The sequence below is a fragment of the Lactobacillus amylolyticus DSM 11664 genome (assembly GCF_000178475.1).
Classification (GTDB): domain Bacteria; phylum Bacillota; class Bacilli; order Lactobacillales; family Lactobacillaceae; genus Lactobacillus; species Lactobacillus amylolyticus.
Genome location: NZ_ADNY01000049.1, coordinates 23,038 through 37,412, shown reverse-complemented (window position 1 = coordinate 37,412; position 14,375 = coordinate 23,038). Strand labels below are relative to the sequence as shown.

Sequence of the window (14,375 nt, the reverse complement as noted above, 5' to 3'; positions counted from 1 at the left end):
ATAAAAACTCCCGCGCACTTGCAGGAGTTTCATGATTTCGATTTTCAATTTTCACCGGAAAACAGTACAAAGGATCATTTTGTCTTTCGTACCAATTTTGACTTTAAGCGGCATTAAAATAATGGTTTGACAAAGTCAGCGGCTAGTTGAGCAGCTTGATCTTTGTATTCATTAGTAAAGCTGTGATCAGCATTTTCAATTAGATGCAATTCACTGTTAGCGTAAACTTCGTCGTACTTCTTGCTGTATTTAGGATCAACTACTTCATCCTTGGAACCAACAATAATTGAAGCAGGGCCGGTATAACGCTGAGCAATTTCATAAATTGGCAATACTTGAGCAGTTCTTAAGTAGAAGCCGCCCAATTTTTTATTGCCAAAAGGTACGTTGGCAGGGATGCGATCAGGGTTGTAGGTAGCCCCGCGAGTGCTGCCTTTTAATGCATCATCTTTTAATTGAGCCGCAGGTGCTAATAAGACGACTTTTTTAATTACATCAGGGTAAAGACCGGCAAGCATTGAAGCAACTACTCCGCCTTGAGAATGGCCGATCAAAAAAATGTTGCGAACATGCGGATCAGTTCGGACGTAATCCAAAATAGCTTTGCCATCTTCAATTTCATTTACCACGGTCATATCTTCGAACTTGCCATCGCTTTCGCCGTGACCGTTGAAATCAAAGCGGACACTGGCAACATTTTCATTGCGCAAATTATCGGCAATTTGCTTAAGCAAGTCAGTATTGCGGCTGGAAGTAAAGCCATGCATCAAAATTGCCATATCATAGATTTCGCCAAATGGTTCTTCACGATCGCCTACCAAGGTTAAACCATCGCGTTGAATTGTAATGCGTCCCATTGTCATCAGCTCCTTTAACATTTATCTTTCTAATAATATTGTATACTTTTTAAATGTTAAATAAGCAAATTTTATATTTAAAATAGTTAAAAAAATGGAAAGAAAGTACACAAGATAGTAAGATAATTCTAGTTAAGAACGGGAGTTGAAAAGATGGAAATAGTATTTATCAGACACGGTCAAACTGATGTTAATAAAGACAACCGCTTGCAAGGATCCCTTGTTGATGCGGAACTTAATGAGACTGACGGACGCAATTATGCCAAAAAGGCTGCCGCTAACTTTGATGAAAATGAATTCGACGTGGTTTATTCAAGTCCAATGAAGCGCGCTGTAGAAACTGCCAAGATTTTTACTAAAGGCCGTAAAGAAATTAAACTTGATAAGCGCCTGCTTGAGTTTGACTTTGGCGACTGGGATGGCATGAAGATGGAAGAGATCGGAGACAAATATCCCGATGTTGTCGATCCTTGGGGCAAGGTTAACCGCGATTACGTTAAATACGCTAAAAATGGCGAAACTTACGAAGAATTTGACAAGCGCTGCAGCGAATTTTTAGACGAAATGTATCGTAAGTATTCTGATAAAAATGTTTTAGTAGTTGCCCACGGCAGATTAATTAGAATGATGGCTGCTCATTATTTGACTAATGGTGATATGGACAAAATCGATACGATGGATAACTGTGGATTAACTAAGTTTGAAGTGCGCGATGGTATTGCCAGATTGTTTTACTACAATCGGTTACTCGCTTAAGCTGGAATTTTCCGGCTTTTTTGTAATTAAATATTGACATCGTGTCATCTTATTTCTATCATAATGATAGTTGATGACGGAGTGTCATTTAAGGGAGGCTTGTTTGATGGTTAAGCAAACTTTTTTAAATTTGCCGGATGAGAAGAAAAAGCGTATAACTGCGGCTTTGCTGCACGAATTTAGCAATCACGCTTTAATTGATGCACAGGTAGCTAGAATTGTTAAGGATGCCAATATTGCCAGAGGCGCGTTTTATAAATACTTCGATAATTTGACCGATGCATATACTTATTTGTACAGAATTGCAATTCAAGAGATTCATATGAATATGCATCCATCGGAAAAATTTGACCCAGCATTTTTCTATGATCGAGTCTGTGAGTTTATTTCAGAAACGCAGCACAGCAAGTATGAGGCAATGATGAAGCTGCATATGCTGCGCAATGAGGCTGCTCTTCCCAGTGCGATGAAGACCAACTCTGAGCAGCTGCTGAAAATGAGCCCTGAAATGTGGAGCGCAATGGTTCTGAGTCATGAAGTTATCAATTCTGTTTTCGTTGATCCCGAAAATAGAGAAAAGAATCTGAAACGATTCAAAGAAAGTCTGTATTTGATAGATAGAGGGAGTAAAAGGTAATGTTTTTAGCTTTTAAGGAAATAAGGCGTGAAAAAATGCGTTACGGCTTGATCATTTTGGTGATTTTTTTGATCAGCTACTTAATTTTCATGCTTTCTTCATTGGCTCTAGGATTGGCTGATGAAAATACCCAGGCGATTGAATCTTGGAAAGCACAAAAAGTTGTTTTGAATAAAAATTCCAATATTAGCATGAGTCAGTCGGTATTAACCAAGACTGATCTTAAAAATGCTAAAGTAGGCAAAAAAGAGGCATACGTTGGCTTAACGCCTTTTGTAGCTAAGGCCAAGAATCGTCCGTCAATGTCTGCACAATTCTTGGGGATCGATAAGGATCAGTTCATTTATAAAGACCAAGAAGTAGTTTCTGGTCGCAAGGCTAAGAAAAACAATGAAGTTACGGTTGACCAGGCCTTCGAACAAAAGGGCTATAAATTAGGCGACAAAATTTCTTTGAATGATTCGAAGAAGAAATACAAGATAGTTGGCTTTCTTAAAAATGCCAAGATCAACATTAGCCCAATTGTTTATGGTTCAATGGCTACCTGGAAGAAATTAAAGGTAACCATGCCTAATGTCAAAACTTCAGCAATCATCTCACAAAACAGCAATTATAAGTTCAATCACAAGAATGCGAAGACATATGACATTAAGACTGTCATTAACAAGTTGCCAGGCTATTCAGCTCAAAACATGACTTTTGAATTGATGATTGGTTTCTTATTCGTTATTTCATTAATCATCGTAGCAGTCTTCTTGTACATTTTGACGATGCAAAAATTGCACAACTTCGCAGTTATGCGTGCACAAGGTATTCCATCAAAGACTTTGGTTAATGCTACAATCAGTCAATCAATTATTTTGATGGCTAGCGGCGTAATCATTGCTCTTCTTGCAATGTGGCTGACGGCAGTCTTATTGCCAGCTACTGTTCCAATGAACTTTAGTCCGGCAATCATGGTTGTTGGTACGGTCGGCATGCTTTTGATGGGCATTATCGGCAGTTTGATTCCAGTAAGATCAATTTTGAAAGTTGATCCGGCACAAGCGATTGGAGCATAAAAATGGCAGTAATTGAATTAAAAGATGTAAAAAAAGTCTATGGTAAAGGCGACGCTCAAGTTGAAGCCTTGAAGGATGTCAACTTTGAAGCTGATAAAGGAGAAGTGGTCTTAATTATGGGACCATCCGGCGCTGGTAAAAGTACGTTTTTAACCATTGCTGGTTCTCTTCAAAAGCCAACTTCTGGCCAAGTGTTAATTAATAACGAAGATATTACCAAGTTTTCAGCCAAGGAAAGCAATAAATTGCGCTTGAACAAAATCGGCTTTGTTTTGCAAGCCTACAACTTGGTACCATATTTGAGCGTGGCCGAACAATTTATTTTGGTTGATAAGGTCAAAAAGCAAAACAATCTGTCTAAGGATGATCTGGCAAAATTACTTAAGGATTTAGGAATTGAAAAATTGGTGAAAAAATATCCTAATGAATTATCCGGTGGTCAGCAGCAAAGAGTAGCAATTGCGCGGGCACTATATGCTAATCCTGAAATTCTTTTGGCAGATGAGCCTACAGCTTCATTGGATACGCAAAATGTAGAAGAAGTTGGCAAGCTGTTCAAAAAACTGGCCAAAGAACGCAACAAAGCAATCATGTTAGTTACGCACGATCCTCGTCTTGAAAAATATGCGGATCATATTTATGAGATGATGGACGGACAAATGACCAAGAAAAAGTAGTTGAATATAAAAAGTGTCTGGGAAAAACTAATTCCCTGACCTAAACAAAAATGCGCTAAGAGATTTCTCTCTTAGCGCATTTTTTGTGTACTTTCAGTCCAAGCCTTGATATTATTAAATCACCACAAAATAAAAACAAAAAGGTGGACTTAATCATGTATCAAAATTATATCACAGGCCTGACTGCTTTAACACTCAACTTGGATTTTTCCATTCCTAAAAATCATCTCGTCAACGTCATTAATGATTTCGTTGATTCGATTCCAGCTGATGGCTTTAGCCGAACAAAGAAGCATTTCCTACCACACAACTAACAACTTCCGTTCAAGTGAGCATGCCAATCGGTTGATTAAAAAAAGCTTTGTTTACTTTGTTAATATGCTTCAAGAAGAAGAATTAATCCGCGAAGAGGCAATTTTTATTGACGGAATCAAGCTCAAAACTTAGGCAATGGCTTTTTACGATGAATTAATTGCCAAGAATATGGCCCGGGCAATGCGGGAAGAAGAAATTCAAACCAGTACCGGCATGGAGATATTGGCAGAAGAAACCGAGCAAGAAATTGCAAGACTTAGCGATGAAATTGAGAAAGAGCCTGCATCGTCTGCGCAAGGATTATATTCCTCGTGCACAAAAGTATGAACAAGCCAAGCAGATTTTTGATGGCCGCAACAGTTATTCCAAAACCGATCATGACGCTATCTTTATGCATATGAAAGAGGATCACATGAAAAACGGCCAGCTCAAGCCAGACTACAATATTCAGGCAGCGAGTATAATTATTCAATGCGATGACTGCTACACTGACTGGCAAGAAGTATTTAAAAGAAAAAGCAAAGAAAGCTCTTCAAAGCGAAGAAGGCAGACGAATCTACGGCTGCAGAAAGACAGACGTAGAGCCAATCTTCGGGCACATGAAGAACTGTTTTGGCATACGTCGAACTCATCTGTGAGGCAAAAATAAAGCGGCAACAGATGTAGGGATTGATGTTTATGACCATGAACTTAAGCAAATACTGGCAAAGAAGAGCTCAATAAATGGGCTTTTTTAATAATCGGATAAAAATAGAGAAAAGAAAAAATCGAAACTGCTAAAAAGCAATTTCGATTTTTTGAATATGCCCGGAAATCAGTTAGTTTTTCCAGACACTTTTGTTCCAAAATAATTTTAAGTATTAAGTAAATGGTTAATTAGATTCAGAGCTTTGTAATTATGTGGAGAAAAGATTATGAATAGCAATTAATCCTTTTTAACATTAGCAACTTTGACATATTTATTGTTACCAATGCGATAGAACTTTTTACCTTTGATAGTAACAATCTTATCATTATCCAGTGTCAAGATTGTGCCCTTCTTCAGAATAATATGCTTGTAGCCTTTCTTAATGGCCTTACCACTCTTTGTGTAAACAAAAGCGTTATGGATCAAAACTTTGCGTTTCAAAGTATTGTTAACTTTGACGTATTTATTTTCTCCAATTTGGTAGAATTTCTTACCGTTGAAGGTAAAGATTTGACCATTGTTCATAGCATGAATAGTTTTACCCAATTTAAGGACAATGTTCTTACCATTTTCTTTAAGAGTAGTAATTCCATCATTTTGATAGATATAAGCATTATGAGTTAAGACAATATCAAGAGCTGATAAAAGCTTATCAGTATCACCATTGCTTTGAATTTGTGATGAATCAGCTGAACCAGTATTAGTGATGGAGCCAGTATTACCAGTATCAATAGGGGTTACTGGAGTTTCATCTGGAACTACAGCAATCAACGTGCTAAGTGGCATCAATGTTGTAGTCTTGCCTAAGACAACATTTCCATCGCTGTCTAGCAACTTATCAGCTTTAGACAAATCAACATCATTCAATTTAGCATTACTATCGTTAACATTAAATACTACATAAAGTGTCTTGCCATTTTCTTTGTAAGCGAAAGTAAAGATACCACCTTCACCAGCATTGACTGTCTTTACTGTCTTAGCGATTTCATCATAATTGTTCAATCTTAAGGCAGGTTGACTCTTACGTACATTAACTAATTCTTTGAAGTAGTTAACAAGATCTTGATGTTTTTTGACACGTTCCCAATTAATTTCGTTGACTGAAATTGGAGCATTGTAACTATTATCGTTTCCTTTTTTAGTTCTTAAAGCTTCTTGGCCACTATCAACGAATGGCACACCTTCGGCCAACATGATCATTGACGTTGCTAATTTATCACGCTTAATAATATTAGCTTTAGATTCACCTGGTAAAGCCCACTTCAACAAGTCATACAAAGTACGGCCATCGTGACATTCAACATAGTTGATAGTTTGACTTGGTGATTGATATGGGTGAATCTGCCAAGTAACACCAGGAATTGCTAAGTCCTTACCACCCAAGTAGCTGGCAATAAACTTCTTAGCATCAGCTTCATACGTTTGTTCTTTTCCATCACCGATAACCAAACCTGGAGCGTAAGTTGGTTCATTAGATCTTACTGAGTTTCTAATATCATCACTGAAGAAGCCAATTGAACGGATTTTATCTGCGTTGTATTGACCAGCACCGATATCACGATTGGTGGTTCTCATATCCCAGCCTTCACCATAAAGAAGCATACCAGGATCAATCTGATTTAATTCAGCCCGAATATCATTCATGGTAGTAGTATCAAGCAATGACATAATATCAAAGCGGAAGCCGTCAATGTTGTAGTTTTCAGCCCAGTATTTAACTGAATCCAAGATATACTTTCTCATCATCAGGCGTTCACTGGCAGTATCATTACCACAACCACTATCATTTACCATATTGTTATCATCATCGTATTCGAAGTAATAACCTGGAACTGTCTTTTGCAAGGCTTGGTCATTTGGTGAGTATACGTGGTTGAAAACAACATCCATGATTACTCTAATACCGGCCTTGTGCAAACCGTTGATCATTTCTTTCATTTCCATGATTCTTGTGGTTGGATCAGCTGCATTGCTTGAATAACTTCCTTCTGGAACATCATAGTTCTTAGGATCATAACCCCAGTTATAAGTTCCATCATTCTTAGTTTCATCAATACTTGCGAAGTCAAACATTGGCATAATTTGAACATGAGTAATGCCTAATGACTTCAAGTAATCCAAACCAGTGACCTGGCCATCAGGAGTTACGCCTGATTCAATCATGCCTAAATATTTACCGTCATATTTAATACCTGAGTTTGGATCACTCGTAAAGTCACGAATGCTGGTTTCATAGATAATTGCATCAGTTGGGCTTGAGAATGGAGGCATTCTATTAAAGTCATCTGGTTTAATTGCATCATAATCTTCAATAACTGAACGAACACCATTGATGGTTACTGCCTTTGAGTATGGATCATTACTTTCAGTCTTGCTACCATCACCGAAGGTTAAGCTGTAATCATATGCCCAATTCTTGTAATCACCTGGAACAGTTGCTGACCAAACACCCTTATCACCACGAATCATGGCCAATGTCTTAGTTGCAGGTGAGGCATTATCCAATGAGTTATATAAGTTCAAAGCAACATTATTAGCTGTTGGTGCCCAAAGTTTAAATTGGGTTTGTTCTTGAGTGTAAGTTGCACCTAAATCATCGCCGCCATAGTAATATTTGGCATCGAATGCATCGGATCTGACGTATTTGCCAATATCGATATACTTAAAGTTGTTGTAAATTCCAATTTGATTATTAGTTAAAATATCAAGATCTTTGGCTGTGGTAATCTTAAATTCTTTACTCTTGCCATCTTGATCAGCGTCAACTGCGGATACATCAACAACTTCGTTATTGTTCATTTTTAAGATGGCTTCAGCTTCCTTTGCAGTCATCTTTTTAGCAGTCTTTATATCTACTATATTGCTTGATTCCATTGAAGCTGAAGCTAAGCTTTCTGGTGCTAAAGCAAAGCTTGGTGTGTAGTAAGCCGTTGTATCTTTATTTACTAAATAAATATCAGTAGTTCCATCGCCTGGAAGCGGAGTAAATTCTCTAGTCTCAGTATCACTACCAATTGGTGAAACATAAATCTTGCTAAATGTTTGGCCTGACAAGTCAAAGCTACCAATTTCATCATCATCGTCTTCCTTTGATAATGAGACCGTCTTTTTACTTTGATCAGTATCAGTCCAGTAATTAAGACTTGTTGCATCAGGATTACCATGATAATGAACTTTTATTTTAGCTGAATTATAGCTTGGAGTTACATCCTGACTAGCATCAGAACCTGCTTTGTACCAAACTTCAGCCTTACCATTATCGTCAACAGTCAATGAACGGTCGGCACCTGTACCATCTTTATCCCAGGAGTCTGTACCTTTAATCAAAACTCCTACTTCTTGTTCATCATTATCGAGTGTAATGTTGGCATAATAACCATAATCATCCTTGCCGTCCCACTTATATTGAACACCAGTACTGCTTGGATTCTTGCCCCATACATAAGGTACCCATTTAGTACCATCACCTTGATAGTGAATAACAACTTTAGTTGTGTCCTTTACCGTTTCTGTATCAGATTGAGGTGTTGCAGGAGCTGAAGCACTACTTTCTGCATTTGCTGCTGGTTGCGCATTATTTTGCTCAGCTGCAGTAGGTGTAGCTTGATTACCTGCATCTTTTGTTTTATCTTGGTTATTAGCCGTTGCAGGATGTTGTATTTGCTGTGTTTGTTCGGTGTTGTTTGCTGCTTGATTTGCGTCAACTTCAGCGGCTTTAACATTGTTAGTCCAAGTTGCACCAAGCCAAAGGCTCAAAATGGCTGATGCACAAACAAATACGCATTTACTTCCACTGTAACGGTTTTTATTTTTATTCATTATAGTTTCCTCCTGTTTGAATATTCCGGAATAAGTGTATATTAAAGCGCTTTCATCAACAATAGCGAATGTGTATGTTACCGCTAACAATTTGTATGTTAATCTGTATTTGTGCATATGAAAAACCGGATTTATTTTAATCGTTTTTATATTTCAAAAAGAAAAAGGTTGATTTATCAGCATCTAAAAAATGTTGATTATCAACCTTTTTAATTTAACAATCTAAAAAATTTGATTAGGTTATTATTAATTTTTTGCATTTTCAAGTTCAGAGATCATGCTATCTCTATATGTTTGTGAGTCCAAATCACCTGTACCACGCCAAAAGCTTAAATCATTATCATCATCGTCTTCACTTGTATTTTCTTCAATTTCAAGCTTTTGAGTTAAGTTATCAAGTTTATTTGATATTGATTCCAATAGCATTTCTTTTTCGTCAATTTTACTTTCAGAATTATCAAATTCTAACTCATTAGTTTCAACTTCACCGTTACTCATTGATATTCTTTCCAACTTGTCATCATTAAGTGTTATAAGATGACATTGAAAGTGAAAGTGATTGATTTTCAATTAATTTGTTCCATTGACCAAAAGAGATGTTCTTCAGTACGTCATTATTTTTCGCATTAACAAACGACAAAAATAGCTTATAAGATTCACTGTTTGCGGACTGGACAAATTTATCAGTATTATTCAAGGCCACTGATTTCCATGCCTTCGTGCTTAAATCAGTAGTAAGAAAAGCAAACTATCATAATCAGAATTGGCCTTATTGTGCATTACAAACAAAGTATGCCTATCTTCAATGATGTTTAATTCCTGAGCTTTATTATTAATATGATCAAGATGGATTTGAATTAAAAATCTAACAGGATCAGTAATAATATTATTATTGTCTTTCCAACATCAGTTAACAACTTAGAAATAAGCTGTTGTTCGTCCTCAGCCAAATCCATCACTGCTTATAAGTTAGGATCCATTTTAAAGCGCAGTGGTGAATCGCCAGTTTGTTCAGTAATCAATTTGGCTGATAATTTTCTGAAGATGTCTGTTGCCGTTTTGGCCATCTTTTCGTTAGCTTTATTAATTAAGTTGATACGTTTATCCTGAGCTTTTTCCTTTGCTAGTTTTTGATCATATTGCGCGCGAATTCGCATTACTTGATCACGTGCCTCAGTCTGCGCGTTGCCCAATGCCGTTCCATACTTGCTCCAGTCGCGGTCAACCAGGATGCTGGCAAGCTTAAAGACCCAATAGGCAGAATTCGTCGTGTAGGTTTCTTTGCCATATTTATATGAACTAGGAACCTTGGTGCCTTGCGGGTAGAATGGAACGTAAACGCTTTGTGCAGCTACACCCATGGCAAGCCAGTGCACCATTTTATCGCCGTTTAATTCCAGCAAATGCGACTCTTGCGTTGTAGCAACTGATATAGGACGGAAAGTAGCGTTGTCTTTGTTCTTAGGATTGGTCAAATCATAAGGCGTGTTTTGATAATGATTGCTTAAAACAGCTTGTGCGTCTTGAATAGAAATTGGCTTGTCCGGTTTTCTGATAAAAGGCAAGTCAAAACTTTGCGGCTCTTGCTTAACCGATGGGGTCAAAAGCTTTTGACCAATCCATACTCTTGGCGTGTTGTAATGCAAGTCGCTGTCGTCGTGGGTTCCAAAAATTTCTCTAAAATTGAAAGGAACATCTTCTGGCCATAAGTGATTTTCAGCAACAAATTTCTTAATATTTTTGGAATACATAAAGTCGTCACTGAAGAAATTGATCTCCTGAATTGCCAACTGGTTGGCGACAACCGTGTAAGAATCATCGGGAATTCTTTGAGCAACCCAATGGTGGCCGGAACCGATTTCCATGTACCAGGCCTCATCGCGATCGCCGAATAAAATTCCGTCAGCTTCGGCGGCGCCATGTTTTTCAACGATTTCGCCCAGACGCTTTACGCCTTCACGTGCGCTTTTGATATATGGCAAGACAACGGTAACCATTGCTTCTTCCAAAATTCCTTTTTCTTCATCAAAAGGATCAACGGCTAAAACGCGGCTATTGGCATAAGCACTTTCGGTTGCGCTCATTGCCACATGGTATTCGTTGATGCCATCTTCTTCAAAAACGCCATATTTGTCTGTCCATTCAGGCGTTGATGAATATGAGTATTTTTCATTAGGTAATTTAATTTCGAATTTGTTATCCTTAGATTTGAAGATATTGTTTTTTAATCCTGTTTCGTGCTGATTAAAAGCCAAGTGCTTAGGCCAAGCAGTTTTAGCATCTTCGTTGCGTCCAATAATAACGCTGCCAGATAGGGATGCATTTTTACCGATTAAGATGGAAGTACATGAAGAACGTTCGATTTTTGTTGTCATTCAGTTTCACTCTTTCTATAGTTAGGTATAAAATAATTGTAACTTAAAACGAAATTAATTTTTATTAAGACGAGGTAATATTATGGAAAACAAATCAATCAAGATCAGTACTGACTACGCTGACCACGCTATTAATATGGAATTTACAGATAACTTAACCGACGATCGTGAACGTGGCTACATCTTATCTGCAGCCTTTTTCTCTTTTGCTGCTTCTCAAGGATTAGATAAACAAGAAGTTATTGAAATGGTTAATTCAAACTACGATAAATTTACTTCAAACGACGGCTCATCGCTATTTAAGAGATTATAAAAAACTTCAATTACTGTTATCTTGCCACTTGCAATTGTTATTTAATGGTTATATTATAGATATGAGCTAAAAATAACAGGCGTTTTAAAAAGGGTGCACTGATTTACGTTATTGAGGTAAATGAAAATGGCAAGAAAAAAAGAAATTAGTAGAGATAAAATTCTCGATGTTGCGTACAAAATGGCAGTTTCAAATGGCCTTGACAGCTTAACTGCACGTGCAATTGCTAAGAAAGGACATTTTTCTACGCAACCTTTATATTTAGAATTTAGTAATATGGACGAAATTCGTTCTTTAGTTTTGGAACGAATTTCTGACAAGTTGAGAAGCAAGATCTTGCAACAAAAATTTACTGGTGATCCATTGATCGACTTGGATTTAGCCTACATCAATTTCTCACAAAATCATGTAAAGCTTTTCCGTGCGATGTTTGTTGATGGAAAATTTGGCAGCAAGATCATTTCTGACACATTAATGGATCTTGGAATTGAAAAATTTAAAGAGCAATATCCAGATGCACACTACAGTGATGAAAAAATTTCTGACATTGTTATTGCAAACTGGATCTCAACTACAGGTATTGCAGCCTTGGTTATTAACAAGATTGCAACCTTCAATCAAGAACAAATTATCAATGTTTTGAACGCTCAAATTCACGACGCTATGCTTAACGATCGGCTTGATATCAGTGCTCAAGAGAATTCATTGTTTGTTGCCGACGAAGCTGCTTCTTTGAAAGACAACTTGGCCTAATTCTATCCAATAAAGGTGCAAAAAATATTCTTTTTATTTTTTTCGAGCCCTTGTTGTTAAAAGGATAAGGCTTACATTTCTTCTAAACTGTAAGTTATAATAAGAGCATAGATTAAGAAAAAATTGAAAGGTGGTTTTATGAAAATTCTAGCATTATCTGGTTCAAATGCTGATGGATCATACAACTTAGCTTTGTTAAAATTTATCGCTAAGCATTTCGCAGACAAATATGATTTTGAAGTGGTTTCAGTGAAAGGTTTGCCTTTATTCAAAGAAGGCGTTGATGCTCCAGCTGCTATTTTAGATTTAGGCAAAAAAATCGAAGAGGCAGATATGGTCTTGATCGCATTACCTGAACAACAACACTCAGTAACGAGTGCATTAAAGAGTGCCTTGGAATGGTTATCAAGTGCAGTTCACCCATTTAGTGGCAAGCCAGTTGTAGTTGTTTCAACTTCACCATTTGCCCAAGGTGCTGCCCGTTCACAACTTCGGTTAAAGACAATTTTGCTTTCACCGGGATTTGGCGCTCAAGTCTTTAATGGTGATGAATTCATGATGGGCCTTGCACCAAAACAATTTGATGAAAATGGCAACTTGGTCGATGAAGGTACAATCAAGTTCTTGAACCACTTCTTCGATGAAATTGACAGTTGGTATGCTCAAATTACTAAGTAGGAGGCTGTGAAATGAAATTATTAGCAATTGTTGGTACGAATGCTCCTTTTTCATATAACCGCTTTTTAGCAAACTTTATTGCCAAACGTTATAGCGATCAAGCCGACATTGAAGTTAAAGAAATTGATCAACTTAAACCATTTTGTAGAACTGATGAACCAGATGCTGTAACCAAGCAATGGATTGAAGATGTTAAAAACGCTGATGGTGTAATTTTCACTACTCCTGAATACGACCACGCTATTCCTTCTTCACTGAAGAGTGCAATGGAATGGTTAGGTGCACATGCCGGTTCAAATGCGATGAAGATGAAACCTGCTGCAGTTGTGGGTACCTCTTATGGTGCTCAAGGTGCTGGCCGTGCTCAAGAAGATGCACGTGAAATTTTGCTTTCACCTGATATGAGCGCAAATGTTTTGCCAGGCAATGAAGTTTTGATCGGCAGAGCTGCCAATAATTTTGATAAAGAAACCGGCGACTTAACCAACGAAACTTATATTAAGCAATTGGATAGCATGATGGCTAACTTCATTAAGTTCGTTGAACAAGCAAACAAATAATTTTGCCAGAAAATCTGGTCTAGTTGTAAAATTAAGTCTGAGACAATAGTCCCAGACTTTTTACTTATGGGACTAAGAGAGGAGTGCACGCAGTGAAGCCAAATGTATTGCCAGTAAGTTCAGTCTGTAATCCGCGTGATTTAGGCGGCTATATTGGTTTTGAAGGACGCAAAGTGAAGAGTCATCGCTTGCTAAGGACTGGAAAAATCAACAAGATTTCGGCTAAAGATGAAAAATTTTTGCAGGAATATGGCTTAAGCAAAATTATCGATTTGCGCTCGCCTTTAGAATATAAAAAATGTCCAGACCATCCAATTCCTGGCGTTCAGCATTTTGCCATGCCACTGTCGGATGAAGACAATACTAATGGTGGTAAGAAGGACATTGCGAAAGTATTTGAAGAATACCGTCATGATCAATATGCTGGTTTTAGAATGATGTGCGATCATTATCATGGTTATGTTTCAAAAAAGCATGCGCAGAATACGATTCGTCAAATTTTGGAGTTGCTCGTCAATACGCCTGATGGCGCGGTTTTGTTTCACTGCTCTGAAGGAAAGGACCGGACAGGAATCATCGCGGTAATTATCTTATACTTATTGGGCGTTGATTTAGAAACAATTCGGCAGGATTACCTGTACTCAAATTACATGCTTAACCATTACCGGGCAAAACGAGACAAAATTTTTAAACAAAAAGGCGAAAACTTGGAATTCCGTGCAAATATGAGAATTTTAGGTTCCGTGAGTGATGCTTTTTTAGATACGTCATTAATTACGGTTGAAAAAGAGTATGGCGGTCTAGATAGCTTTTTGCAAAATCAAATCGGAGTAACGCCCGAGATGCGTGATGCTTTGCGTGAGCTTTATTTAGAAAAGTAAGGCAG

15 protein-coding genes and 1 pseudogene are annotated in these 14,375 nt (G+C 37.5%); 12 read left to right on the top strand and 4 right to left on the bottom strand.

The genetic code is table 11. From position 1 onward, the window contains the following. Positions 1-117, top strand: a pseudogene (locus HMPREF0493_RS09380) (peroxide stress protein YaaA); the annotation flags it as partial. On the opposite strand, the gene HMPREF0493_RS05875 reads toward HMPREF0493_RS09380, so the two are convergent. Next, positions 114-857: an alpha/beta hydrolase gene (locus tag HMPREF0493_RS05875; RefSeq protein WP_040457310.1), complete on the bottom strand. Its 744-nt coding sequence runs from the start codon at positions 855-857 to the stop codon at positions 114-116. The pseudogene HMPREF0493_RS09380 and the gene HMPREF0493_RS05875 overlap by 4 nt on opposite strands. A gap of 153 nt (positions 858-1,010) precedes the next feature. Here HMPREF0493_RS05875 and HMPREF0493_RS05870 point away from each other — a divergent pair, with 153 nt between their 5' ends. The 6 genes from HMPREF0493_RS05870 to HMPREF0493_RS09375 all read left to right on the top strand — a co-directional run bounded on the left by HMPREF0493_RS05870 (position 1,011) and on the right by HMPREF0493_RS09375 (position 4,952). Then, the gene (locus HMPREF0493_RS05870; protein WP_006352414.1) at positions 1,011-1,613 is read left to right on the top strand and encodes a histidine phosphatase family protein; all 603 of its coding nucleotides are present in this window, start codon (positions 1,011-1,013) and stop codon (positions 1,611-1,613) included. A gap of 106 nt (positions 1,614-1,719) precedes the next feature. Beyond that, positions 1,720-2,250, top strand: a complete 531-nt coding sequence (locus HMPREF0493_RS05865) for a TetR/AcrR family transcriptional regulator (protein WP_006352413.1) — start codon at positions 1,720-1,722, stop codon at positions 2,248-2,250. Next, positions 2,250-3,311 (top strand): ABC transporter permease, encoded by a 1,062-nt coding sequence (locus HMPREF0493_RS05860; RefSeq protein WP_006352412.1) that lies wholly within the window; start codon positions 2,250-2,252, stop codon positions 3,309-3,311. The genes HMPREF0493_RS05865 and HMPREF0493_RS05860 overlap by 1 nt, the downstream gene beginning before the upstream one ends. Positions 3,312-3,313: 2 nt before the next feature. Beyond that, positions 3,314-3,988 (top strand): ABC transporter ATP-binding protein, encoded by a 675-nt coding sequence (locus HMPREF0493_RS05855; RefSeq protein ID WP_006352411.1) that lies wholly within the window; start codon positions 3,314-3,316, stop codon positions 3,986-3,988. A gap of 243 nt (positions 3,989-4,231) precedes the next feature. Then, positions 4,232-4,435 (top strand): hypothetical protein, encoded by a 204-nt coding sequence (locus tag HMPREF0493_RS09085; protein WP_006352410.1) that lies wholly within the window; start codon positions 4,232-4,234, stop codon positions 4,433-4,435. A 130-nt stretch (positions 4,436-4,565) separates the two neighbouring features. Then, the gene (locus HMPREF0493_RS09375) at positions 4,566-4,952 is read left to right on the top strand and encodes a hypothetical protein (protein ID WP_421831102.1); all 387 of its coding nucleotides are present in this window, start codon (positions 4,566-4,568) and stop codon (positions 4,950-4,952) included. A 276-nt stretch (positions 4,953-5,228) separates the two neighbouring features. Here HMPREF0493_RS09375 and pulA read toward each other — a convergent pair whose 3' ends face one another. The 3 genes from pulA to HMPREF0493_RS05830 all read right to left on the bottom strand — a co-directional run bounded on the left by pulA (position 5,229) and on the right by HMPREF0493_RS05830 (position 11,185). Next, positions 5,229-8,810, bottom strand: a complete 3,582-nt coding sequence (pulA, locus tag HMPREF0493_RS05840) for a type I pullulanase (protein ID WP_040457309.1) — start codon at positions 8,808-8,810, stop codon at positions 5,229-5,231. A 246-nt stretch (positions 8,811-9,056) separates the two neighbouring features. Next, complete coding sequence (locus HMPREF0493_RS05835; RefSeq protein ID WP_006352407.1) at positions 9,057-9,308, bottom strand: hypothetical protein; 252 nt, start codon at positions 9,306-9,308, stop codon at positions 9,057-9,059. A 464-nt stretch (positions 9,309-9,772) separates the two neighbouring features. Beyond that, positions 9,773-11,185, bottom strand: coding sequence for a C69 family dipeptidase (locus HMPREF0493_RS05830; RefSeq protein WP_006352405.1), 1,413 nt, complete (start codon positions 11,183-11,185; stop codon positions 9,773-9,775). 82 nt (positions 11,186-11,267) lie between these two features. On the opposite strand from HMPREF0493_RS05830, the gene HMPREF0493_RS05825 reads away from it, so the two are divergent. The 5 genes from HMPREF0493_RS05825 (at position 11,268) to HMPREF0493_RS05805 (ending at position 14,370) form a co-directional block, all read left to right on the top strand. Further along, entirely contained in the window at positions 11,268-11,498 is a 231-nt protein-coding gene (locus HMPREF0493_RS05825) for a hypothetical protein (protein WP_006352404.1), read from the top strand. A gap of 126 nt (positions 11,499-11,624) precedes the next feature. Beyond that, a complete protein-coding gene (locus HMPREF0493_RS05820; protein ID WP_040457308.1) occupies positions 11,625-12,251 on the top strand; it encodes a TetR/AcrR family transcriptional regulator in 627 nt (208 codons plus the stop codon). A gap of 138 nt (positions 12,252-12,389) precedes the next feature. Then, complete coding sequence (locus tag HMPREF0493_RS05815; protein ID WP_006352402.1) at positions 12,390-12,929, top strand: NADPH-dependent FMN reductase; 540 nt, start codon at positions 12,390-12,392, stop codon at positions 12,927-12,929. An 11-nt stretch (positions 12,930-12,940) separates the two neighbouring features. After that, positions 12,941-13,489 carry an NADPH-dependent FMN reductase gene (locus HMPREF0493_RS05810; protein WP_006352401.1) on the top strand — a complete coding sequence of 183 codons (549 nt, stop codon included), beginning with the start codon at positions 12,941-12,943 and terminating at the stop codon, positions 13,487-13,489. Between the two features lie 92 nt (positions 13,490-13,581). Continuing rightward, complete coding sequence (locus HMPREF0493_RS05805; RefSeq protein WP_040457306.1) at positions 13,582-14,370, top strand: tyrosine-protein phosphatase; 789 nt, start codon at positions 13,582-13,584, stop codon at positions 14,368-14,370. Positions 14,371-14,375 lie beyond the last annotated feature (5 nt).